General features: G+C 67.5%; 19 protein-coding genes. 8 read left to right on the top strand and 11 right to left on the bottom strand.

Annotated features, from left to right (window positions below; all coding sequences use genetic code 11):
* The first annotated feature begins 436 nt into the window (after positions 1 to 436).
* The 7 genes from WT53_RS21865 to WT53_RS21835 all read left to right on the top strand — a co-directional run bounded on the left by WT53_RS21865 (position 437) and on the right by WT53_RS21835 (position 11,713).
* A complete protein-coding gene (locus WT53_RS21865; protein WP_034205055.1) occupies positions 437 to 1,852 on the top strand; it encodes a circularly permuted type 2 ATP-grasp protein in 1,416 nt (471 codons plus the stop codon).
* 64 nt (positions 1,853 to 1,916) lie between these two features.
* Positions 1,917 to 2,858 (top strand): alpha-E domain-containing protein, encoded by a 942-nt coding sequence (locus WT53_RS21860; RefSeq protein WP_059500757.1) that lies wholly within the window; start codon positions 1,917 to 1,919, stop codon positions 2,856 to 2,858.
* An 8-nt stretch (positions 2,859 to 2,866) separates the two neighbouring features.
* Positions 2,867 to 3,850, top strand: a complete 984-nt coding sequence (locus WT53_RS21855) for a transglutaminase family protein (protein WP_034205053.1) — start codon at positions 2,867 to 2,869, stop codon at positions 3,848 to 3,850.
* 93 nt (positions 3,851 to 3,943) lie between these two features.
* On the top strand, positions 3,944 to 7,372 hold the full coding sequence (locus WT53_RS21850) for a DUF2126 domain-containing protein (RefSeq protein ID WP_034205052.1): 3,429 nt from the start codon (positions 3,944 to 3,946) through the stop codon (positions 7,370 to 7,372).
* 202 nt (positions 7,373 to 7,574) lie between these two features.
* A complete protein-coding gene (locus tag WT53_RS21845) occupies positions 7,575 to 10,181 on the top strand; it encodes a circularly permuted type 2 ATP-grasp protein (RefSeq protein ID WP_060261417.1) in 2,607 nt (868 codons plus the stop codon).
* Entirely contained in the window at positions 10,175 to 11,263 is a 1,089-nt protein-coding gene (locus WT53_RS21840) for a transglutaminase family protein (protein WP_034205050.1), read from the top strand. The genes WT53_RS21845 and WT53_RS21840 overlap by 7 nt, the downstream gene beginning before the upstream one ends.
* A gap of 177 nt (positions 11,264 to 11,440) precedes the next feature.
* On the top strand, positions 11,441 to 11,713 hold the full coding sequence (locus tag WT53_RS21835) for a hypothetical protein (protein WP_034206215.1): 273 nt from the start codon (positions 11,441 to 11,443) through the stop codon (positions 11,711 to 11,713).
* A gap of 60 nt (positions 11,714 to 11,773) precedes the next feature.
* Here the strand turns inward: WT53_RS21835 and pip are convergent, their stop codons facing one another.
* The gene (gene pip / locus WT53_RS21830; protein ID WP_034205049.1) at positions 11,774 to 12,706 is read right to left on the bottom strand and encodes a prolyl aminopeptidase; all 933 of its coding nucleotides are present in this window, start codon (positions 12,704 to 12,706) and stop codon (positions 11,774 to 11,776) included.
* A gap of 320 nt (positions 12,707 to 13,026) precedes the next feature.
* Between pip and WT53_RS21825 the strand changes: the two genes are divergently transcribed.
* On the top strand, positions 13,027 to 14,178 hold the full coding sequence (locus WT53_RS21825) for an acyltransferase (protein ID WP_034205048.1): 1,152 nt from the start codon (positions 13,027 to 13,029) through the stop codon (positions 14,176 to 14,178).
* Here WT53_RS21825 and WT53_RS21820 read toward each other — a convergent pair.
* From WT53_RS21820 to WT53_RS21775, 10 genes are all read right to left on the bottom strand, one after another.
* The gene (locus tag WT53_RS21820) at positions 14,088 to 15,026 is read right to left on the bottom strand and encodes a multidrug ABC transporter ATPase (RefSeq protein ID WP_230624799.1); all 939 of its coding nucleotides are present in this window, start codon (positions 15,024 to 15,026) and stop codon (positions 14,088 to 14,090) included. The two genes, WT53_RS21825 and WT53_RS21820, sit on opposite strands and share 91 nt — an antisense overlap.
* Positions 15,027 to 15,218: 192 nt before the next feature.
* Positions 15,219 to 16,154, bottom strand: coding sequence for an SDR family oxidoreductase (locus WT53_RS21815; protein ID WP_034205047.1), 936 nt, complete (start codon positions 16,152 to 16,154; stop codon positions 15,219 to 15,221).
* A 149-nt stretch (positions 16,155 to 16,303) separates the two neighbouring features.
* Positions 16,304 to 16,888 (bottom strand): Crp/Fnr family transcriptional regulator, encoded by a 585-nt coding sequence (locus WT53_RS21810; protein ID WP_257127857.1) that lies wholly within the window; start codon positions 16,886 to 16,888, stop codon positions 16,304 to 16,306.
* A gap of 252 nt (positions 16,889 to 17,140) precedes the next feature.
* The gene (locus WT53_RS21805; RefSeq protein WP_034205046.1) at positions 17,141 to 18,205 is read right to left on the bottom strand and encodes a 2-aminoethylphosphonate aminotransferase; all 1,065 of its coding nucleotides are present in this window, start codon (positions 18,203 to 18,205) and stop codon (positions 17,141 to 17,143) included.
* A complete protein-coding gene (aepY, locus tag WT53_RS21800; protein ID WP_034205045.1) occupies positions 18,205 to 19,386 on the bottom strand; it encodes a phosphonopyruvate decarboxylase in 1,182 nt (393 codons plus the stop codon). Before aepY ends, WT53_RS21805 begins: the two co-directional genes overlap by 1 nt.
* Positions 19,383 to 21,071 (bottom strand): phosphoenolpyruvate mutase, encoded by a 1,689-nt coding sequence (gene aepX / locus WT53_RS21795; protein WP_034205044.1) that lies wholly within the window; start codon positions 21,069 to 21,071, stop codon positions 19,383 to 19,385. The genes aepY and aepX overlap by 4 nt, the downstream gene beginning before the upstream one ends.
* Entirely contained in the window at positions 21,068 to 21,835 is a 768-nt protein-coding gene (locus tag WT53_RS21790) for an NTP transferase domain-containing protein (protein WP_034205043.1), read from the bottom strand. The genes aepX and WT53_RS21790 overlap by 4 nt, the downstream gene beginning before the upstream one ends.
* A 35-nt stretch (positions 21,836 to 21,870) precedes the next feature.
* The gene (locus WT53_RS21785; RefSeq protein ID WP_034205042.1) at positions 21,871 to 22,872 is read right to left on the bottom strand and encodes an HpnL family protein; all 1,002 of its coding nucleotides are present in this window, start codon (positions 22,870 to 22,872) and stop codon (positions 21,871 to 21,873) included.
* Positions 22,869 to 23,684: a 2OG-Fe(II) oxygenase gene (locus tag WT53_RS21780; RefSeq protein WP_060261414.1), complete on the bottom strand. Its 816-nt coding sequence runs from the start codon at positions 23,682 to 23,684 to the stop codon at positions 22,869 to 22,871. Before WT53_RS21780 ends, WT53_RS21785 begins: the two co-directional genes overlap by 4 nt.
* A complete protein-coding gene (locus tag WT53_RS21775) occupies positions 23,681 to 24,376 on the bottom strand; it encodes a CDP-alcohol phosphatidyltransferase family protein (protein WP_060261411.1) in 696 nt (231 codons plus the stop codon). The genes WT53_RS21780 and WT53_RS21775 overlap by 4 nt, the downstream gene beginning before the upstream one ends.
* Between the last annotated feature and the right edge of the window lie 44 nt (positions 24,377 to 24,420).

Here is a 24,420-nt window from a genome sequence, read left to right as displayed (position 1 = left end):
TTACGGCTGCATAGCGTTGAGGGGCCGGACCGGTTAACCGGACAGTTCACCGCATCGGACTGTCCCGGCCGCCCGGACGGCACTTCCCCTCAGGGCCGGCTGCGCCGTGTGCGTGCCGGCCCGCCCGCTGGCGGTCGTTCCGGGGGCCCGGCTCGCCGCTTTTGGTGCAGTGCAGATTGCACATCCGTGACACGCTGGAGAACTATGTTCGTCGGGCGCGGCGCCGCATCGGCCGTGCGCGCTTGCGGCGCACGGCCGGCGCCCGTCGCGTCGGGCGCTGCACCGTTGTGGTGCGAAATGCCGCACGGGCGTGCCTGGGCGGCGCAAAACAGGGGGATATCGAAGGGATCGAGCAAGGCACGTTCCTTGCAAAGCATTCAGTACGCCGGTCCGGCATGCGCAATGCCGGGGAAAACGATCGATGGAGAAAAGGTCGATGAAGCCATTCGATGAAATGCTGCAATCCGGCGACATGGTAAGGGCGCCTTACGCGCGCCTGAAGCAATGGCTCGACACGCAGAATCCCGCGAGCCTCGCCCAGAAAGCCCACGATGCGGAAGGCGTGTTCCGCAAGACGGGCATCACGTTCGCTGTCTACGGCGACGCGGAGGCCGCCGAGCGGCTGATTCCGTTCGACATCGTCCCGCGCATCATCTCGGGGGCGGAATGGAGCCGGCTGTCGCTCGGCATCGAGCAGCGCGTGATGGCGCTGAACGCGTTCCTCGACGACATTTACCACCGCCAGGAAATCGTGCGCGCGGGCATCGTGCCGAAGCACCTGATCGCGCACAACGAGGCGTTCATCCCCGAGATGATCGACTTCCGGCCGCCCGGCAACGTTTACACGCACATCATCGGCGTCGACATCGTGCGCACCGGCGAGAACGAGTTCTACGTGCTGGAAGACAACGCGCGCACACCGTCCGGCGTGTCGTACATGCTGGAAAACCGCGAGACGATGATGCAGCTCTTCCCCGAGCTGTTCCAGCAGGTGAAGGTGCGCCCGGTCGAAACCTATCCGCAGATGCTGCGCCAGTCGCTCGCGGCCGTGTGCCCGCCGGGCGGCAACACCGACAATCCGACCGTCGCGGTGCTCACGCCCGGCATCCACAATTCCGCGTACTACGAACATTCGTTCCTCGCCGACCAGATGGGCGTGCACCTCGTCGAGGGCAGCGACCTGCAGGTGATCGACGGCCGCGTCGCGATGCGCACGACCGAAGGCTTCCAGCCGATCGACGTGCTGTACCGCCGCGTCGACGACGCGTTCCTCGATCCGCTCACGTTCCGCCCGGATTCGGTGCTCGGCGTGGCAGGCATCATGGACGTGTACCGCGCGGGCAACATCACGATCGCGAATGCGCCCGGCACCGGCATCGCCGACGACAAGGCGATCTACTCGTACATGCCGGAGATCGTCGAGTTCTACACGGGCCGCAAGGCGATGCTGGAGAACGTGCCGACCTGGCGCTGCGGCGAGGCCGACAGCCTGAAGTACGTGCTCGAGCATCTCGACGAACTGGTCGTGAAGGAGGTGCACGGCTCGGGCGGCTACGGGATGCTCGTCGGGCCGTGCGCATCGAAGGCCGAACTCGAGGCATTCTCCGCGAAGCTGCGCGCACGTCCCGCGAACTACATCGCGCAACCGACGCTCGCGCTGTCCACGACGCCGATCCTGACCGACGCCGGCCTCGCGCCGCGCCACGTCGACCTGCGTCCGTTCGTGCTGGTGTCGGACCGCATCCGCATCACGCCGGGCGGGCTTACGCGCGTCGCGCTGAAGGAAGGATCGCTCGTCGTCAACTCGAGCCAGGGCGGCGGCACCAAGGACACCTGGGTGCTGGCCGACTGAGCCGGGCACGACCGCGCGCGCCGAAGCCGGCGCGCGAACCGAACGAAGACGGAGTGGACACGAGATGCTTCTGGGACGTACTGCAAGCGGTCTCTACTGGATGTACCGCTATATCGAGCGCGCGGAGAACATCGCGCGCATCGTCGATGCCGGGCTGCGGATGGCGCTCACGCGCACGGCCGACGCGCCGGCCGAATGGTCGTCGGTGCTCGTCAGCTCGGGCGCGGACGACGGCTATCGGCAGAAATACGACGCGTATGCGGCCGATACCGTGACCGACTATCTGCTGCGCGACCGCGACAATCCGTCGAGCGTGCTGTCGTGCATCGAGGCCGCGCGCTCGAACGCGCGGATGGTGCGCACGGCGCTGACGCGCGAGGCGTGGGAAAGCGTGAACGGCGCGTGGCTCGCGCTGCGCCGCGCGCTGGCGCAGCCGGTGCCGGAAAGCGAGCTGCCGGCCGTACTCGACCAGGTGAAGCGCGAAACCGCGCTGATCCTCGGCAGCTTCTACAGCACGATGCTGCGCAACGAGATCTTCGATTTCGCGCAGATCGGCGCATTCGTCGAACGCGCGGACAACACCGCGCGGATCATCGACGTGAAATACCACCTGCTGCTGCCGTCGGTATCGCACGTCGGCACGATCCTCGACAACTACCAATGGGAGACGATCCTGCGCTGCGTGGCTGCACACCGTTCGTATCGCTGGGTGTACGACGTGCAGTACAAGCCGCTCAACATCGCCGACTACCTGATCCTGAACGGCCGCATGCCGCGTTCGCTGCGTTATTGCTACGGGCGCGTCGTGTCGAGCCTGAACCTGCTCGCGAAGGATTACGGCGTGACACACCCGTGTCACGACACGGCCACGAAGATTCTGCAAATGCTGTCCGATACCTCGGTCGAGCGGATCTTCAAGAGCGGCCTGCACGAATTCCTGACCGACTTCATCGGCCGTAACAACAGCCTCGGGCTCGAAATCGCCCAGGCTTACAACTTCGACTGAGGCTTGCCATGCGACTCGCCATCCGACACATTTCGCGTTACCAGTTCGACGATCAGGCCACCCATGCACTGCAACGGTTGCGGCTGCGCCCGCAGTCGGGCCCCGGACAAACGGTGCGCGCGTGGCAGGTCACGATCGACGGCGTCGAGCCGACGCTGTCTTACGCCGACGGGCTCGGCAACCGGATCGACCTCGTGCGCCACGATCGCGGCGCGAAGGCCGAGATCGTCGTCGTGGCGGCCGGCGTCGTCGAGACGCAGGACCGCGCGGGCATACTCGGGAATCCCGAAGGCTATGCGCCGCCGTGGATCTTCGAGCGCGAGACCGCACTCACGAAGGCGGGCGACACCGTGCGCGCGCTGACCGACGCGCTGCCGATCGAGCCGCGAGGCCTCGACGCATTGCACTGGCTGATGACGGAAGTGCACGGCCGCATCGCGTACGCGCCGAACCTGGCCGGCGACGCCGCCGTCGATGCGGAAACCGCGCTGCAAAGCGGCGAGGGCACGAGCCGCGACCATGCACACGCGTTCATCGCGGCCGCACGCGTGCTGAAGATCCCCGCACGCTACATCTCGGGCTACGTGCTGGCCGACAGCGCGATGCAGCGCATCGCCGATGCGAAACAGCATGCGGGCGACGTCGAGGACGAGGAAGCGCTGGCGCTGCAGAGCGCCGACGGCATGCAGCAGGCGCTCGGCGCGTCGCATGCCGTTCAGTCGCAATCGCAGGGGCAGTCGCAGGCGGCGCTCGGCACGCAGCCGCAAGCCGCGGCGTTGATGCAGCAGCCGGCCGGCCACGCGTGGGCCGAGGCCTATGTCGAAGGGCTCGGCTGGGTCGGCTTCGACCCGTTCATGAACCGTTGCCCGGACGAACGCTACGTGCGCATCGCGGTCGGCCTCGACCATCGCGACGCGCAGCCGGTGACGGGGCTCGGCGCGACGGCCGTCGGCGTCGAGATCAGCGTCGTGCAGACGCCGGAACTCGTCTGACCCGGCGCGCGCCTTCGCCGAATCCGCCATGCCGGGCCGCCGCGTCGGAAGCGACGCGGCGTGCGCGGCCGGCCCAACCCGACTCGAGCTCCCATGTCCATCCACGTCGCGCTGCATCACACCACCCGCTATCGCTACGACCGGCTCGTCAACCTCGGCCCGCAGGTCGTGCGGCTGCGGCCCGCGCCGCATTGCCGGACGCCGATCCTCGCGTATTCGATGACGGTCGAGCCCGCGCAGCACTTCATCAACTGGCAGCAGGATCCGTTTTCGAACTATCTCGCGCGGCTCGTGTTTCCCGAGCGCACCGAGCACTTCGAGATCACGATCGATCTCGTCGCCGAGATGTCGGTGTACAACCCGTTCGACTTCTTCCTCGAAGCGAGCGCGGAGCAATACCCGTTCAGCTATGACGACGCGCTGAAGACCGAGCTCGCGCCGTACCTCGCATGCGATCCGCAGACGAGCGCCGCGCCGCTGTTTCGCGCGTATCTCGACGGCGTGGACCGCACGCCGGCCGGCACCGTGAACTTCCTCGTCGCGCTGAACCAGCGGCTTCAGCGCGACATCGGCTATCTCGTGCGGATGGAGCCCGGCGTGCAGACGCCCGCGCAGACGCTCGAACTCGCGTCCGGCTCGTGCCGCGACAGCGCGTGGCTGCTCGTGCAGCTGTGCCGCCATCTCGGCATCGCCGCGCGCTTCGTCTCGGGTTACCTGATTCAGCTCACCCCCGACGTGAAATCGCTCGACGGCCCGAGCGGCACGTCGGTCGATTTCACCGACCTGCACGCGTGGTGCGAGGTCTACCTGCCGGGCGCCGGCTGGATCGGCTTCGATCCGACGTCGGGCCTGCTCGCCGGCGAAGGGCACATTCCGCTCGCGTGCACGCCGCAGCCGACGAGCGCCGCGCCGGTCGAAGGGCTGATCGACGAGTGCGAAGTGTCGTTCGAGCACGAAATGAGCGTGACACGCGTGTACGAGTCGCCGCGCGTGACGAAGCCGTATACGGAGTCGCAGTGGGATGCCGTGCTGGCGCTCGGCACGCAGGTCGACGGCGCGCTGGCCGCCGGCGACGTGCGGCTCACGCAGGGCGGCGAGCCGACCTTCGTGTCGATCGACGATCGCGACGGCGCCGAGTGGAACACCGATGCGCTCGGCCCGACCAAGCGCGGCTACGCGACCGAACTCGTGCAGCGGCTGCGCGCCGAATACGGCGACGGCGGCTTTCTGCATTTCGGGCAGGGCAAGTGGTACCCGGGCGAGCAACTGCCGCGCTGGGCGCTGTCGATCTTCTGGCGCGCGGACGGCCAGCCCGTGTGGCACGATCCGTCGCTGTTCGCCGACGAGCGCGAGCCGTCCGCGTATACCACCGACGACGCGAAGCGCTTCATCGACGCGCTCGCCGCGCGGCTGAACCTGACCGGCGAATTCATCCGGCCCGGCTACGAGGACGTCTGGTACTACCTGTGGCGCGAGCGTCGGTTGCCCGTCAACGTCGATCCGTTCGACGCGCGCCTCGACGACGAGCTCGAACGTGCGCGGCTGCGCAAGGTGTTCGAGCAGCAGCTCGACAGTGTGGTCGGCTACGTGCTGCCGATCAAGCGCATGGACGATTCGTCGGGCGGCGATCGGCCGGGCCTCGACGGGCCGCGCTGGCAGACGGGCCCGTGGTTTTTCCGCGACGAGCGGATGTATCTCGTGCCCGGCGATTCGCCGATGGGCTATCGGCTGCCGCTCGATTCGCTGCCGTGGACGGCCCGCGCCGACTATCCGTACCTCGTCGAACGCGATCCGTTCGCGCCGCGCGATGCATTGCCGGACGCGGCCGCCATTCGCGCCCGCTACGCGGGCCCGGCCGACGCGCCGCGCTATCTGGCCGGCTTGCATCGCGAAGCGTCCGCGCCGACCGTGATGCAGTGGCGTGCCGACGGCGCGGCCGGGAGCGAGCGGCCGGGCGCCGTCGACCCGCATCGTCGGCCCGAGCGCTTCGAATCGGCCGCGTGGATCACGCGCACCGCGCTGTGCGTCGAAGTGCGCAACGGGATTCTGTACCTGTTCATGCCGCCGCTCGCCGCGCTCGAGGATTATCTCGACCTGCTCGGCGCGATCGAGTCGACCGCGCACGCACTCGGCGTGAAGCTCGTGCTCGAAGGCTATCCGCCGCCGCGCGACGCGCGACTGAAGCTGCTGCAGGTGACGCCCGATCCCGGCGTGATCGAGGTGAACATCCATCCGGCCGCGAGCTTCGACGAACTCGTCGACCAGACCGAATTCCTGTACGACGCTGCGTGGCAATCGCGGCTGTGCAGCGAGAAATTCATGGTCGACGGGCGGCACGTCGGCACCGGCGGCGGCAACCACTTCGTGCTCGGCGGCGCGACGCCGGCCGACAGCCCGTTCCTGCGCCGCCCGGACCTGCTCGCGAGCTTGATCGCGTACTGGCACAACCATCCGTCGCTGTCGTACCTGTTCTCGGGGCTGTTCATCGGGCCGACGAGCCAGGCGCCGCGCGTCGACGAGGCGCGCAACGACCAGCTCTACGAGCTCGACATCGCGTTCGCGGAAATCCAGCGCAACAAGCTGCTGTACGGACAGGACATGCCGCCGTGGCTCGTCGACCGCGTGCTGCGCAACCTGCTGATCGACGTGACCGGCAACACGCACCGCAGCGAGTTCTGCATCGACAAGCTGTATTCGCCCGATTCCTCGACCGGCCGGCTCGGCCTGCTCGAACTGCGCGCGTTCGAGATGCCGCCGCATGCGCGGATGAGCATCGTGCAGCAACTGCTGCTGCGCGCGCTGGTCGCGCGCTTCTGGACCGCGCCGTACACGACGCCGCTCACGCGCTGGGGCACCGCGCTGCACGATCGCTTCATGCTGCCCGCGTTCCTGAAGATGGATTTCGACGACGTGCTCGCCGAGTTGCGCGACGCCGGTTTCGCGTTCGATTCCGCGTGGTTCGCGCCGCACTTCGAATTCCGTTTTCCGTTGTTCGGGCAGATCGCGGTGAACGGGATGCAGCTGTCGCTGCGCGGTGCGCTGGAGCCGTGGCACGTGATGGGCGAGGAGGGCGCAATCGGCGGCACGGTGCGCTACGTCGATTCGTCGGTCGAACGGCTCGAAGTGCGCGTGACGGGGCTGAACGACAACCGGCACGTCGTGACCGTCAACGGCCGCGCGCTGCCGCTGCAGCCGACCGGCACCGTCGGCGAATACGTCGCGGGCGTGCGCTACAAGGCGTGGTCGCCGCCGTCGGCGCTGCATCCGACCATCGGCGTGCATGCGCCGCTCACGTTCGACGTCGTCGATACGTGGCTGCAACGCTCGCTCGGCGGCTGCCGATATCACGTCGCGCATCCGGGCGGGCGCAATTACGCGACGTTCCCCGTCAATGCGTACGAAGCCGAAAGCCGCCGGCTCGCGCGCTTCGTCGAGATCGGGCACACGCCGGGGCGGATGGATGTCGCGGCGGCCGCGCCGAGCCGTGAATTCCCGTTCACGCTCGACTTGCGGCGGCCGTGATCGATCGATGACAGGGCGGACGACGATGCGGGGTTCGCGACCTCCCGGCGGCCGCGCCGGAATGCTAGGATGCGGGCAGATTGCGGCCGTGCGCCGCGGTAGCTTGCCGCCGGTGCGGCGGCGCGCATGTGCGGTCGCACCCTGACGACGGAACGACATCGTGCCGCCCATTGACCTTGATCATCTCGCCGCTCTCGACGCGATGCCCACGCTTTTCGATTCCGGCGCCCAGCCGGACGCCGCCGAACTGGCCGCCGCGCTCGCGGCGCCGGCGGCCGCCGGCCGTTACGACGAACTGCGCGGCAGCGCGGCCGGCCTGAACGCGCCCGCGCTGGCACCCGCGTGGCGCAATTTCTTCACGTCGATCGGCAGCGACGGCGTGGCCGACCTCGACCGCCGCGCCGACGCGCTGCACCGGCGCATGCGCGAGAACGGCCTGTTCTACCAGTTGCACGAGCAGCGCGCCGGCGACGGCGCGGTCGGCCCGTGGTCGCTCGACCTGCTGCCGCTGATCGTCACGCCCGAGGACTGGGTCGCGATCGAGCGCGGCGTGCTGCAGCGCGTGCGGCTGCTCAACGCGACGCTGGCCGACCTGTACGGGCCGCAGACGATCCTGCAGCGCGGGCTGTTGCCGCCCGCGCTCGTCACCGGCCACCCCGGCTACCTGCGTGCGATGCGCGGTGCGCACGTGCCGGGCGATACGTGGCTGCACGTCGTCGCGTTCGATCTCGCGCGCGGCCCCGACGGCCAGTGGCGGATCGTCGCGCAACACACGCAGGGGGCGGCCGGGCTCGGCTACCTGCTGGAGAATCGGCTGATCGTGTCGCGGCTCTTTCCGCGCGGGTTTCGCGGGCTGCGCGTGCAGCGGCTTGCATCCGCGTACCGTGCGCTGCTGCAGAGCATGCAGTCGCTCAGCCCCGCCGCGAAGAATTCGCGGATCGTGCTGCTGACGCCGGGGCCGCACAGCGCGACCTATTTCGAGCACGCGTATCTCGCGCGCTATCTCGGCCTCACGCTCGTCGAAGGCGGCGACCTGACCGCGCGCGACAACCGCGTGTTCCTGAAGACGCTGAGCGGCCTCGAGCCCGTGCACGGCATCCTGCGGCGCGTCGACGACGCGTGGCTCGATCCGCTCGAACTGCGGCCCGATTCGATGCTCGGCGTGCCGGGGCTGTTGCAGGCCGTGCGCGCGGGCAACGTGCTGCTCGCGAACGCACCGGGCTCGGGCTTCCTCGAATCGCCGGCGATGCTCGGCTTCATGCCGCGTCTCGCGGAAGGCTTGCTCGGCGAAACGCTGACGTTGCCGGCCGTGCATTCGTGGTGGTGCGGCGAGGCGGCCGCGTGCGACGACGCGCTGCCGCAGCTCGCGCGCGGTATCGTCAAGGCATCCTATCCACCCGACGTGCAGGAAGGCGGTGCGTTCGACCCGGTGATCGGCGCGCGGCTCACGCAGGCGCAACTGACGGAATGGCGCGCGCGGATTCTCGCGCGGCCCGAACATTACACGGTGCAGGCGGATCTGCCGCTGTCGCAGGCGCCGACCTGGCCGCGACCCGATGCGCCCGACGGCAACGGCAGCGCGCGCATCGTGCCGAAGCCGCTGCTGCTGCGCGTCTTCGCGCTCGCCGACGGCGCGCAGCGCTGGCGGCTGCTGCCGGGCGGGCTGTCGCGGGTCGGCACGCGCGACACGCTGTTCAACGCGCCGATGCCGCGCGGCGGCAGCACCGTCGATACGTGGGTGATGACCGAGGGCATCGTCGATTCGACGACGCTGCTGCAGACGCACCTCGGCCCCGACGATCTCGTCGAGCGGCCGCGCGCGATTGCAAGCCGTGCGGCCGAGAACCTGTTCTGGCTCGGCCGCTACACCGAGCGCGCGACCAACCTGATGCGCCTGGCGCGTGCCGCGCTCGAGCGGCTGCGCGGCGAAGACGCCGTCGACAGTCCCGCGCATCTGGAACTGCTCGACGCGCTGTGCCGCGATACCGGGCTGATCGCGGCCGACGCGCCGCAGGCCGTCGATGCGCCGCGCGCGTTCCAGCACGAGCTGGCGACGTCGCTGACGCGCGGCGCCGATCGCACGTCGGGGATCGCGTCGTGCCTGTTCGGCATGCGCGGTGCGGCTGCCGCGATCCGCGAACGGCTGTCGAGCGATCAGTGGCGGCTGATCGACGACGCGACGCAACTGTTCGCGGACAGCGCAGGGCAACCGGAGGCGGAGGAGCAGATCGGCAACGAGGCGCTGCAGTTGCTGGAACGTCTCGGCCTGCTGCTTGGCGCGATCACCGGCGCGCAGACCGACAACATGACGCGCGACGACGGCTGGCGATTGCTGTCGATCGGCCGGCAGATCGACCGGCTCGATTTCCTGTGCAGCGTGCTGAAGTTCGCGTTCGACGAAGGCGCCGTGCATCGGCAGGACGGCTTCGAACTCGTGCTGGAACTGTTCGACAGCACGATCACGTTCCGTTCGCGGTTCCAGCGCGGCTTCGACGTCGCGCCGCTGCTGTCGCTCGTCGTGCTCGATACCGACAACCCGCGCTCGCTCGGCTGGGTCGTGCAGGCACTGCGCGGCCGGCTGACGAAGGTCGAGCGCAGCGAAGGCTATGCGCTGTCCGAGTTGGCCGAGACGGTTCCGAACATACCCGCGTGGTCGTTGCACGAGCTGTGCGAGACCGCCGAAGGCGGTCGGCACGACAAGCTGCTCGCCGCGCTCGACACGACGGCGAAAGCGGTGTGGGAGTTGTCGAACCGGATCGGCGAGCGCTATTTCAGTCACGTGCGCGAGGCGGGCAGGACGCTATGGTGACGACGAAACACGCGGCGAAGACGCCGCCCATGCCCGGTTCCGAAGCCGCGAAGCAGGCAGCGGTCACGCCGCCGGCGCCGGCCAGATCGACCAAGCCGGGTTCGTCGAGCGCGCCGATCACGCCGGCTGCCGCTGCACCAGGCCGCCTGCTGCGCGTCACGCACGACACCGAATACCGCTACGCGGCACGCGTCGAATCCGCGCAGCACCAGGCGCGCCTGCAGCCGCTCGCGACGCCGCGCCAGCAGGTGCTGTCGTTCTCGCTCGACATCGAACCTTCACCGGAAACGGTCTGCACCGAGATCGATGCGTTCGGCAACGCGCGGGCGTCGTTCGCGCTGAATCAGCCGCACGACGCGCTGCTCGTGCGCAGCCGCAGCACCGTGCGCGTGACGCCGCCCGCATGGTCGCTCGGCGCGCGCGGCGAGCCGCCGCCTGCGATCGCGAACCCGGACGCCGCGCATGCCACCGCCTGGGAGGCCGTGCGCGACCGCTTGCGGTTCCGCGCGGGGCAACCGTACGATCCGGCGAGCGAGTTCGTGTTCGCGTCGCCGCACGTCGCGTGCGACCCCGAACTCGCCGCGTACGCGGCCGCGAGCTTCACGCCGCAACGGCCGCTCGTGCAGGCTGCGTGGGACCTGATGCGCCGCGTGCATGCCGATTTCGCGTACACGCCGAACAGCACCGACATCACGACGTCGGCGCTCGATGCGCTGCGGTTGCGCAAGGGCGTCTGCCAGGATTTCGCGCACGTGATGATCGGCGCACTGCGCTCGCTCGGGCTGGCCGCGCGGTACATCAGCGGCTACCTGCTGACGCAGCCGCCGCCCGGCCAGCCGCGGCTGATCGGCGCCGACGCGTCGCATGCATGGGTCGACGTGTACGATCCGGCGTGGCCCGAGGACGGAGGCTGGCTGCAACTCGATCCGACCAACGATCGTGCGCCGGGCGACGACTACGTGATGCTGTCGGTCGGCCGCGACTATGCGGACGTGACGCCGCTGCGCGGCGTGATCCGCGGCGGCGGCGCGGATCAGGAGCTGAGGGTCGGCGTGACGGTCGAGCCGCTCGATGCGGCTTGAAGGGCCGCCGGGCATGGCCCGCGCGCTTTAAGTCTTCGTTAATACTGCACGCCTAGCATGGTGATGCCGGCGAACGGCTCGGGCCCCGGTCCGGCGCGCCGGCGGCACGCGCGGGTGCGTCGACGTCATGGCGCCGCGCCGTCGCGCGGCGCCATTTTCATGCAACGGCGGCAGACCATGATCAAGCACTTCGACTACACGCTCGGCGGCGAGACGATCGAGCTTTGTGCGAGCTTCGGCGCGGGCCCGGCATTCCGCCGCGTGCTCGTGAGCCGCGCGGATTCGATGGAGACGCTGGTGGTGCTCGACGCGCGCGGGCTGTCGGGCCTGTTGAAAGTGGCGACCGAGGAACCGGAAGGGTTGCTCGACGACGCGATCCGCAAGGTCGGCGACGAACAGCTCGTCGAGCGGGCGATCAGCGGCAGGACGATCGTCGAAGCGGCGTTGTGATCGGGCAGCGCGGGTGCGTGCGGCACGCGCGGAAACACGCGCCGCGTTGCGTGACGTTACTCAGGCCGCGAACCGGTCCGTCGCCGCGACCAGCGCTTCCAGAATCCCCGGTTCGTTGTATGCATGCCCGGCGCCGGGCACGATCTCGAACGTCGCATCCGGCCACGCCTTCGACAACTCCCATGCGGTACGTGCCGGCGTCGCGACGTCGTAGCGGCCCTGCACGATCACGCCAGGAATGCCGGCGAGCCGATGCGCGTCGCGCAGCAACTGGCCTTCCTCGACGAAGCCCTTGTTCACGAAGTAGTGGTTTTCGATCCGCGCGAACGCGAGTGCGTAGTGGCCATCCGCGAAATGCGCGGCGAGCGCGGGATCGGGCAGCAGCGTGATCGTGCGGCCTTCCCAGACGCTCCACGCGCGTGCGGCTTCGAGCTTCGCGGCTTCGTCGTCGCCCGTGAGGCGGCGATGGTAGGCGGCCATCAGGTCGCCGCGCTCGGCCTCCGGAATCGGAGCGAGGAAGTCTTCCCAGTGATCGGGAAACAGCCACGATGCGCCTTCCTGGTAGTACCACAGCAACTCCGCGCGACGCATCGTGAAGATGCCGCGCACGATCAGCGCGCTCACGCGTTCGGGGTGGGTTTCCGCGTACGCGATCGCCAGCGCACTGCCCCACGAGCCGCCGAATACGAGCCATTGCTCGGCGCCGACCATCTCCCGCAGGCGTTCGATATCGGCGACCAGATCCCACGTCGTGTTGTTCTCGAGGCTCGCATGCGGCGTCGAGCGTCCGCAGCCGCGCTGGTCGAACAGCAGGATGTCGTAGCGCTCGGGATCGAACAGACGGCGATGGTCGGGGCCGCAGCCGGCGCCGGGGCCGCCGTGCAGGAACACGGCAGGCTTGCCGGCCGGGTTGCCGCAGCGTTCCCAGTAGATGCGGTGGCCGTCGCCGGTGTCGAGGTGGCCGTGGGCGTAAGGTTCGATCGGTGGATACACAGGCAGACTCCGGGTGAGGGTCGAGAGAACGCGGACGAGGCGCGGACCGGTGTGCGGACGCGTACGGCTGCGGAGATTGCTGCGCCGCAAAATTCGTTGCGTGGGCATCGGACCGGCCGCCGCCGGACAAGGCTTGTCATTATGCCCATTCGTCATGCCGGACGTTGGCGCGCCGTCGCCTCGCCGGCGGCATGTGTCACGCGGATTTTTGAAGCAATTTCATTCCGATATTTTTCATACAAAATCCCGGCGGCGGGTCGGCGGGCCAATCGGGCGCCGGCCGATTCCCGTTCCTTCACCGTGCCAACGGACTCCAGCCGATGAACCATCGCGTCACGCAGTTGACCGGGTTGCGCGCCGTCGCGGTCGCGATGGTCGTCGTCGGTCATGCCGAGCATGTGCTGCCCGGCGGCTATACGGGCTGGTACGCGCCGTTGCGGCTGATCGCCGACGGCCGGCTCGGCGTGCTGATCTTCTTCGTGCTGAGCGGTTTCCTGATCACCAACGTGTTGCGCGCCGAGTTCGCGCGCACGGGCGGCGTCGCGCTCACGTCGTTCTACGTGCGCCGCGCGTTGCGGATCTGGCCGGCCTGCTACGTGTATCTCGCGGCCGTTGCGATCGTGGCCTTCACCGGCTCGTTCGACGTCGATCGCCGGCAATGGCTCTATGCGGCGCTGCACCTGTGGAATTACTCGGCGTGGTTCGGGCTGACCGGAGACAACGCGTTGCATCCGGACGGTGCGTGGTACCTCGGCCACTTCTGGTCGCTCGCGCTCGAGGAGCAGTTCTACTGGTTCTGGCCGCTGCTGTTCGTGTTCGGCATCCGCCGCGCCGGCACGCGCTGGCTGGCCGCGCTGATCCTGATCGTGCCGCTGGTGCGCGCCGCCACGTATTTCCTGGCGCCCGCGCTGCGCGGACAACTCGGGATGATGCTGCATACGGGTATCGATCCGATCCTGATCGGCTGCTATGCGTCGCTCAACCGCGAACGGCTCGAAGCGTGGATCGGTTCGTGGCGCGGGGAGGCGCACATTGTGACGGCGCTCGTGTTCGTCGTGCTGCTCGGCATGCCGCTCGCCGAACACCGGCTCGGCGGTTTCTGGAATGCGACGTACGGCGTGACGCTCGAAGCCGCGCTGATCGCGATCGTGATCGTCGTGCTGAATTTCCGCAGCGAGTTCTGGTGCGCGCGCTGGTTGCGCGCCGGGCCGGTGGTGTTCGTCGGCACGATTTCGTTCAGTCTTTATCTGTGGCAGCAGCCGTTTGCGAATCCGCGATTGCCTGTGCCGCACGGGTTTCCGCTCGGCATCGTGTGGGCGCTGATTGCCGCGACCGCCAGCTACTTTCTCGTCGAGAAACCGTTCCTGCGGCTCAAGGATCGCTATTCGGCGCGCGAGGCGCGACGCGTGCGGGGCGATGCGTTGCGGATGCCGGCGGCGACCGATGCGATCGGGCCGAAGGTGGTGGAGTAGGCGGGCGGGGCAGTGTCGTGCCCACGGCGTAACTTGAAGCGTTTCATCGCGGCCGGCGAATACCAGAAGTTCCGGAACATGTCGATTCCATAGGACTTGCCGTCGTAGTGGACGATCGTGCGTGCCGTGCGCTTGCCCGTATCCGAGTAATCGCCGTTCTTGCGTTGCGTCTGCGCGATGTGCGCCGTGATCGACAGGTCGGCGAAGCCGTGGCTCGACGTTTTCTCGACGGCGATCGTCATCCGGGCCTCTTCGCTGCGCGCATCGCCTGCACCCGGGCCGCAGGCGTCGCCTTCGACGCTGACCCAGCCGTAGAGGTTGGTGCCGAACACCGGGCGGATACGGCTGCCTTCGCGCACCCACAGCGTCAATTCCTCACTGGTGTTGGCATCCGGGCAACTTGGCCCGCGCGCACTGCTGGTAAACACGACGCCGAACGCGCGTACGTCGGGCGTCAACCGGTAGGGCGCCGTGTCGATCCGATAGCTATTCTCACCGATCTCCGTCGCCGCATCCTCTTCGACTACCGACCGCTCGGCCGCCACGACCTTGTCGCCCTCGACGAGCGCGATCACCTGCAGCTTTCTGCTTTCGTCGGGATTCTTGCTCTTCGGCAGCGAATCGAATGCGACGGCCGCGATCGTCGTGCCCGGCGCGTTCGGCATCGCCTTGCACGACGACGCGACGACGAGCCGGTCCGCGTCGCGCGTGGCGATGCGTGCGCTCGCGATGCCGGCCCAGCGGGCGATGGTTGTCACGGTTTCGTCGCTGCAAGCCTGGCTGTCGGCGGCGTGAACGATGGGGGCGGCGGCGAGCACCAGCAGCGGGGCGAAGCGCAGGATTTTCATTGTCGTGATCGGAGATGTTGTTTTCATTGATATGCGTGGGAGGCGCTTACCGACCCATTGCAGCCACTCACCCGACTCCGGCGAATGCTTGCTTTACTGCCAACTTCGGTCGTTCTGCCTACAAGCGAACCATTGAGATGGAACTTACTGCCCCTTCTTTGGGCGTCAGAGCAGTCTTTCCGATTCCGTCGCTTACTCACTTCTCGCCAACTCGACCTCCCCCATTGCCAGTGCCTGTTTTAAAAGAAGTGCATTGCGGATCTCGCGTGGCAAGACCGCCAGGAACGCAGCCATCAGGCCATGGCGCCAGTGGCCATGGGACGTCAGCACGTGCCCCAGTTGGGACAGCGCAGCATGCGCGGCCTGTTGTGGAGGGATGGTGATGGCCGCTGGTTCGATGCCTGCAGCCATGGCCGTGGCCATTACGGTGGGCTGGAAGGACAGCACATCCAACTGATCGCGATACTCATAGGCCAATGGAATGCTCAGGTGGTCGATAAATGCCTTGCATGCCCCATAGAGCTGAGTGCCAGGCCAGTAAAATCGGCCGACGATGGAGCCCACGTTCAACAGCGCCGCACGCCGTCCCGTGGACGTGGCATGGCGCAACAGGAGCGGAAGCAGCGTGTATGTCACGATGGCCGTGGTGCTGACATTAACGGCCACCAGATGGCGCAGGGTCTTGAGCGGTACATCGCCATAGCGCCGATGTACCGTGGTGCCCACGCAATTGATGAGCACCGACAAATCAACATCCTGGGCGGCGGCGACCAGGGATTCGTAGGTTTGCGGGGCGGTGTTCGACAGGTCTGCTGCCACAGTGCGAACTTGAACGCCCAGCGCCTGCATTTCATCTTTTAATCGGTCGAGTTTGGACTGCGTGCGCGATACCAGAATCAGGTTGAAGCCGTAGCGCGCCAGATCCTGTGCGAAGGCTTTGCCCAGTCCATCGCTGGCCGCGGTGATGAGCGCCCAGCTTCCGGGGCCAAAACGCTCGGCCAGGTGCTCTCCATTCAACCGCTGTGGTAGCCAAAGATAGAGCCAAAGCCAGCGGGCCAGCCCGGCCAGTGCCCAGATCAAAAGTGCCGCGCCGCCCAATTGCAGTACAACAGACGCATCAATCGCCATCGAAGGTTCTCCGGAATATGTGGGAGTCGTTATGCCGTCGCTCTACTTCCGTCAGGGAGATATGCTCGATGAGGCCCAACGAAAGTCATGATGGGCCGATGGTGCGCGGTCGATGCAATGCTGTCATTTACAAATGTTCAGAACGCCTGTTATTCCGGGCCGGATTTCAGCCTTCGCCGAATGCGGCTCAAATGCACCGGGGTCACGCCCAGATAACCCGCCAGAATGTGCAGCGGAATCCGTGCGAGCTTGTCGGGCTGGGATACCAGCATGGCCTGGTAGCGCTGTGTCGGCGTTTGGGCGATGGCGGTCGTGTAAAGATTGATGTACTCGACGAGTCGCTGTTGCGTGAGCGCCAGCAGTTCGGATGGCATTGTTGCATGGGACTGAAACTTGGTCAGCACCGTATCCCGATCCAGCACGCGCAACTGGCATGCTTCCATAGTGATCAGTTCGAGTCCGCTAGGGCAACCGCTCAGCATGCTTTCCAGCGAGCAAACCATGTCATCTTCGAAGAAGAACTGAATTGTAGTTTCCGCACCTTCGGCATTGCGCACACAGAGACGCACTGCACCGAACTGAATGAGGTACAGGTATTTGGCTACCTCGCTCGCACGCAGCAGTGGCTTATTGGCATCGACATGGAGGTCTTCGCCGAATTCCAAAAAATAGTCGCGTAGAACAGTGTTTACGTGCATGAACCGCAATATGGCACGGGCCAGATCGAGACGCAAATGCCGTACTCATGACGGCGAGGGAGACATGTTAAGACGGATGGATCAGCCCTTTTGAATCCATTGCTGAGACCTGGAGTAGCGCTCGCGGGCCGAATACTTACGAACGTGATCAAATTGGACATTCAAACTGCCAGAGTAAAGGATCGCTCTTGGCCGAATGCCGACGACGTGTTCCACGCCTCAGGAATTTGCAAATGACAACAAAAAAGGCCCTCGCGGGCCTTTCCTGGACGAAGTCGCGGACGACGCTTACCGCGTCAACGCCGTAAACCCGTCCAGCAACCGCTCGACATCGGCCGCCTGAATCGCGCCCATCGTGGAGATGCGGAACAACTCCTTCGACAGCCCGCCTTGCCCCGCATAAATCACGAAACCACGCGCCTTCAGCCCATCATGCAGCGTCTCGTACGTGACGCCCTGCGGCAACCGATACGCACGCAGCACGACCGACGACGCACCTTCCGGCAGCACCAGCGGCATCCCGCGCGCAGCAAGCCCCGCCTGTGCCTGATCCGCAAGCGCCTTGTAATGCGCATGTCGCGCACGCCAGCCGCCGGCCTCATCGAACTCGCGCAGCGCCTCGACGAGCGCGTAATACGCATGCACGGACGGCGTAAACGGCGTATTGCGCTGATCCTGCAGCTTTGCAAGCCGACCGAGATCGAGATAGTAAGTCCGGCTCGCCGCCTTCGCGAGTGCACTACGGCGCACGATCACGAACGCCGCGCCGGGCACGCCGTGCAGGCACTTGTTCGCGGTGGCGGCAACCGCATCGATGTCGCCACCGGCGAAGTCGATCGCTTCCGCGCCGAAGCTGCTGACGCCATCCACGAGCATCTTCACACCGCGCGCACGGCACACGTCCGCAATCGCGCCGAGATCGTTCAGCCGGCCCGTCGTCGTTTCATGATGAATCACGGCGACATGCGAGTACCCGCCCGCGTCGAGCTTCGCACCGATCTGCGCGAGATCGGGCGCCTGCATCCACTCATGCTTCAACACGTCGTGCGCGATGCCGTACTGCGTGGCGATCTGCGTGATCCGCTCGCCGTACACGCCGTTCTCGATCACGAGCAGCTTGCCGTCCTGCGGCACGAGCGCGGCGATCATGCTCTCGACGGCGGCGGTGCCCGAACCCGTCATCAGCACGGCGGCCCATTCGGCCGGATCGAGTTCGTACGCGGCGACGAGGCGCGCGCGCGCTTCATCCTGCAGGTCGAAGAACTCGCTTTCGCGATGGCACAGATCGGGTTGCAGCAGGCTGCGGCGCACGCGTTCGGTGAGCGTGACCGGGCCGGGGTTCAGCAGCAGCATCAATGAGCTCCTTCAACGTGGGCGGCGGTCTGCGCGGCGCCGATGTGCCGCATCAGACGGGTCTTGACCTCGACCGGCGTGACGGTCGGGCGGGGCAGGCCGTCGGGCACGCCCGTGCGGATCGCCACGCGAACGAATTGCGCACCGTTCCCCGTTGCGGCCAGCGTCGCATCGAGCACGTCGAGCGTATCGCCTTCGACCGCCGACGCATACCCGCACGCGGCGGCAACGCCCGCGAACGACACATGTTGCGACACGGTCGCCTGGCCGCCGGTCGATTCGTGCGCGCCATTGTCGAGCAGCACGTGCGTGAGGTTGGCCGGGCCGTAGGCGCCGAGCGTCGCGAACACGCCCATGCGCATCAGCGCTGCGCCGTCGCCGTCGACGGCCACCACGCGCAGGTCGGGGCGCGCGAGCGCGAGGCCGAGCGCGAGCGGCGTCACGCAGCCCATCGAGCCGACCATGTACAACTGGTTCGGGCGATCGTCGAGCGCGTAGAGCTCGCGGCCGCAGAAGCCGGTCGACGCAAGCACGACGGTCGAATCGACCGGCGTATGCGCGATCACGCGCTGCAGCGCATCGTGGCGGGTCGGCCATGCATCGGCCGACCCGGCGCGCGACCACGATTGCGCGGCGACGTGCGCGCGCGGCTTCGCGGCCGGGTTCGCCTTCAGCTCATACGGCGCGACGCTGCCTTTCTGCATCACGAGCGCGTACGGGCGGCCCGTCGCGTCCATGTGCGCGATCGCGCGGTCGAGCGCCGGGCCGACCTGTTCGGGGTCGGTCGGGAACGTCTCCCACGGGATCTCCATCGTGTCGAGCATCGCGGGCGTGATCGGCCCCATCAGCGCGTGCTGCGGCTCGTCGGCCACACCCGGCTGGCCGCGCCACGTGACGATCAGCAACTGCGGCAGCCGGAACGTCCAGGTCAGCGACGTGAGCGGGCTCACCGCGTTGCCGAGCCCCGAGTTCTGCATCATCGCGATCCCGCGCTTGCCGCCGAGCGTCGCGCCTGCGATCAGCGCGACCGCGTCGCCTTCGTTCGCGGCCGACACGTAGTGCAGCGTCGGGTCCTGCAGCACGTAATTGATGAACGGCGTCAGGTACGAGCAGGGCACGCCCGCGTACCAGTCGAAGCCGCGCTCGCGCGCGGCCTCGACGAACTGTGCCGCTTCGATCATTGCGCGCCCCCGTTGCCGGCGCCCGGTTCGGACAGCGGCGTCTGGCCGTGCGCGAAGTCGCCCGCGCGGCGGAAGTCTTCCAGGTCGTTGACGCCGCGCCAGTGGCCGTGCACGTACTGCACCTCGATCTTCTCGCCGGCGGCGATCAGTTCGTTCAGCAGCGACGGAATGTCGAGCGTGTCGAAATCGGGACGCGCCTGCAGCGTCGCGAGCATCGCCTTCAGGCGGTCGACACCGGCGCCGCGCACGTTCAGCAGGCCGATCCAGCGGCCGTGCGGGGTGCCCGCGGCGACGTCGCTCGACACGCGTTGCAGGTAGGTCTTCTGGCCGAACAGGCCGCGATCGTCGGCTGCCGAGCAGAGGGCGAAGTCGCGCACGCTCTGGTTCGACGGCTCGGTCAGCGACGAATCGACCACCACGCTGAACTCGGCCTCGCTCTCGGCGAGGTCGCGCAGGATGTAGCTGCGGAACAGCAGGTCGCCGTACGAGATCACGGTGTCGCCGGTCAGGCGTTCGGCCGCGCAGGCGAGCGACGCGAGCTCGCCCGTCTGCGCATGGCGTTCGTTGACGACGAGCTTGATGCCCGACGTGTCGATCGCATCGGCGCGGTAGCCGCCGACCACGGTGATGTCGTTTACGCCTTGCTTCTTGAAGCCGTCGACGAGCCAGCGCAACAGCGGCTTGCCGGCGACCGGCAGCATGACCTTGGGCTTGTCTTCGGTGACGGCTTCGAGGCCCTTGCCGCGGCTCGCCGCGAGCACGACCGCCGCATTCGACGCGCGCGACGACGACGACAGGTAGATGCGCTCGGCCGCCGAATACTCGTCGGCGTCCTGCAGGCGGAAGATCTCGTTGACCGACGCGACGCGGTCTTCGACGTTGATCAGCGTTTCGTTCTCGTGGATCTCGCGCGCGACGGCCTGCATCGCCGACGCGGACGCGCGGATCAGGTGGTTCGCCCAGATCACGGTGCTGATGCCGGCCTGGCGGAACACGTCGGTCGGCGTGCTGTAGTACTTGGTCGGCACGATCACGAGCGGCGCCTTGCCGCTCCATTCGCGCGCGAACTGCAGGATCTCGTCCGGACGCGACAGCTTGCTGTGGATCAGGATCGCATCGGCGCCGGCTTCCGCATACGCGTTCGCGCGGCGCAGCGCCTCGTCCATCCCCCAGCCCGCGATCAGCGCCTCGACGCGCGCGACGATCGAGAAATCGGGATCGGTCTGCGAATCCTTGCCGGCCTTGATCTTGCCGCAGAACTCGTCGATCTCGGCGAGCGGCTGGCGCTCGCCGTCGATGAAGCTGTTCGTCTTCGGGAACTGCTTGTCCTCGATGCAGACGCCCGCGATGCCGCGCTGCTCGAGCTTCTTCACGAGGCGGCGCACGTTGTTGAAGTTGCCGTAGCCGGTGTCGCCGTCGAGCAGGATCGGCAGGTCGCTCGCGTCGGCCATGAACTCGAGCACGTCGACCACCTGGGTCCAGCTCGCCTCGTTGTTGTCGCGCACGCCGAATTGCGCGGAGATCGCGAGGCCCGACGCCCAGATCCCCTTGAAGCCGGCCTCGCGGACGATCCGCGCCGACAGGCCGTTGTGCGCTTCCATCAGGAATTCGAGGTCGCTGCTCACGAGCATGCGACGCAGGCGCGCGCTGCGCGATTCGGTGAAGTTGGGTTCGCGTGCGTTCATCGTGCGGCTCCGGCGGTGGTGCGTTGAATCAGGGGAAGAATGTCTTGCGTCGCGCGTGCGACGTCGTTCGGGAAGTCGATCTCGATCCACGGCGAGCCGGTGACGTCGGCGACGTCGAACGAATGGCCGCCTTCGAGCAGCAGGTCGCGCACGGCTTCCTCGTGCGGCATGTTCGCGCGGCCGCTGTCGACGTAGCCCGCGACGATCGTCGCGAGGCGGCGCGCGGTGCCTTCGGTGAAGCGGAAGAAGCCGACGGATTCGCCGATCGTGTCGTAGTCGAGGTCGACCGCGAGCTGCTTGCGCAGCTCGACCGGCACGCCGTTCTTCAGGCACAGCTTGACGGGTTCGTCGCCGGCCTCGAAGTCGCGATCGATCAGCAGGCGATCGACCGGCTTGTCGGCGTCGGCCACCAGCGCGTGCAGGATGTTCTCGTCGTACAGCACGTCCGCGTCCATCAGCAGCACGTCGCCGCCGCGCGTCATCGCATCGGCGACGGTATGCACGGTCAGCACGCTGCCGAGGTCGTAGCGGTCGTTGATCACGATCTCGGCCTGGCGGCCGAGGCGCTTCAGTTCCTGCTCGACTTTCTCGTGCTGAAAGCCGAGCCCGAGCACGATCTCGTCGACGCCCGCGGCATCGAGCACGCGCAGATGGCGCTCGAGCAGCGACACGTCGTCGAAGCGCAGCAGGCACTTCGGGAACTGCGCTTCGGGCGGTTGTTGCAGGCGCAAGCCGAGGCCTGCCGCAAGAATGATGGCTCGCATGGGTTCTCCAACCAAAAAGCCGGCGATCTGAACGATCAGTCGGCGAGCGGCTGCGGCGCATGGCGCCGCTGCCAGTTTCTTTCACTGAAATGCAGATAGAGCAGGCCGGGCAGGCCGAGCGCGAGTTCGCGCGCGCGCTTCGCGAGCGACAGCGCGAGCGCCGCGTCGGGCGGCAACCCGACCAGCGGCGCGAGCAGCAGGTAGCCGCCTTCCTGCGCGCCGAGCGAGCCCGGGATCGCGAAGGCTGCCCCGCGAATCGCCTGGCCGACGCTTTCGAGCAGCAGCGCGTCGAGCCAGCTCACCGGATGCCCGAGGAAGTGCAGCGCGAGCCACACTTCCGCGGTGCCGACGATCCAGCCGGCGAGACTCAATGCGAAGGTCTTCGCGACTTTCGCGCGATCGCGGTACAGCGCGCCGACCGCGTCGTCGATCGCGTCGGCGCGCGTGGCGAGCGACGACCAGTCGCGCGGGCCGAGCAGCTTCGACGCGAGGCGCAGCCCGCGGCCGAACAGCCCGCGCCGCTGCGCCAGATAGAACATCACCGCGAGCGCGCCGAGCACGCCGGTGGCGATCAGCGCGGGCGTGCGCAGGTGCGCGACCGACTCGTGCGTCGCATACAGGCTGAACGCGGCGATGCCGATCAGCGCGAAGGCCATTTGCGCGAGCGCCTGCATCGTCGTGCTGACGGTCACGGCGGCGGCCGCATCGGCCATCCGCGTGCCGCGCTGCGCGAGGTGGCGCACCATCAGCACCGGGCCGCCGATCTGCCCGGCGGGCAGCAGGCTGTTCACCGATTCGCCGACCCAGCGCGCGCGCAGCGCATTGCCGAGTTCGGCGGCGGGCTGCCCGCGGCGGAACATCACGGAGATCGCGACCGCGTCGATCGCGAGCGGCACGACGTGGAACGCCGCGACGAGCGCGAGGCCCCAGCCGGCCGCGAGGAACGTGGACGCTACCGCGCCGATGCCCTGCCAGGCCAGGAGTGCGATGAAGAGTGCGGTCCCGAGGGACAGCAGGATGAGGCCCGCGCGTGTCATGACCCGCTCGTGCGTCGCGTCGCCAGTTGCTTGAACACCTGGCGGAAACCGAAATACGCGATCGCGTCCTTCATGTTCGAGATGAAGCGCTTCCACGGCCGCATGCCGGGGTTCGTCACGTATTCGAACGTGAGCGACACGCGTATTTCGTTCTGGCCGAGCGGCGTGATGCGGTGGCGCAGCTTGTCGCCGTCGAACAGCACGATGCCGCCGTCGGCGATCTGCACGGAGCCCGGTTCGTCGGCGACGTCCGGGTTGCGCGTGTGCAGTTCGTAGTCGAGCCGGCACGACGATTCGTCGATCACGCCGATCAGCAGTGTATAGCGGCGGCCGTCGTAGTACGACGTGTCGTAGTGCCAGCCGATGTGGTCGCCGGGCTTCGTGTAGTAATACAGCGCGTACGCGTGCGGATCGTCGTCCGGCGACAGCATCAGCTTGTCGCCCGTGATTTTCTCGAGGAATCCGATCAGCGCCTTCGAGCGATACAGCTCGGCGATGTACGGCGCTTGCTCGTCGATCGTATGGCGGCTCACGCTGCCGCCCTGCTTGTGGCCGGGCAGGTAATTGCGGTTCAGGCCGGCCTGCATCGCGCGGGCGGCATGCGCCAGCTTCGCGTGCGCGTCGGCCGGCAGGAACGCGTCGAGGTAGAGGAACGAACCCTGGCGCGTGTAGTCGTCGCGCAGGCGGTCGAGGTCGAGCCGGCCGACGCAGTCGGCCACGGTGCGATCGGGATCGGCCGCGGCCGCGGCCGCGCGCACGGGCGCGGGGCGTGCCGGGCTCAGCACGGAATCGTCGCGCGTGCTAGGAGTCATTTGGAAGCCTGGATTTCAGTTGGGTTCTGCGCGGCCGGGTTCTGCGGGAGGGTGCCGCGCCGCACGATGCGCCACCAGTCGATCACGACCCAGGCGGCGAACAGCGGAGCGCCGATCGACGCCGCGAGCAGGAACGGCTCGACGCCGTCGACGAGCGTCACGATCGGCAGCAGGTACAGCACGTCTTCCGTCTCGAAGCCGCCGGCGAACGCCTGCTTGGTGCCGGCCTTGCCGGCGATCGATTCGATCCGCATGCGCAGGAAGAAGATCAGCGCGACGGCCGCGCCGGCCACCGCGCCGAGCAGCACCGGCGACGCGGCCATCTGGCCGCCCTGGGCGACGATGCCGACGCCCATGCTGACGAACAGCGCGACCGTGACGAGCGCATCGGCCGCCAGGTCGTAAAAATGACCGATCTTGCTGGACTTGCCGCTGATGCGCGCGAGCTCGCCGTCGGTGTGGTCGACGAAGTTCGACAGCACGATCAGGAACGCGCCTGCGTTGCTCCAGCCGAAGCCGCCGTGCGCGAGGCACCAGGCGCCGGCGAGGCCGATCAGCAGACGAACGGTGGTGAGGTGATTCGGGGTGACCGGCGTATCGACGAGCGGTCGGACGAGCGAGCGCGCGAGCCGCGCATCCCAGGTGCGTGGCGGGGGTGGCTCGGGGCGTGTGGCGGTTTTTCTTTGGTCCATCGGCGAAATATATACGGAATTGTAATTTGTTGCTTTTTATTCGA

Origin of the sequence: Burkholderia sp. MSMB2157WGS, assembly GCF_001532755.1 — a bacterium.
Taxonomy (GTDB): Bacteria; Pseudomonadota; Gammaproteobacteria; order Burkholderiales; family Burkholderiaceae; genus Burkholderia.
Note: the sequence above shows the minus strand (reverse complement) of the source record. Positions and strands in the feature narration are given on the sequence as shown.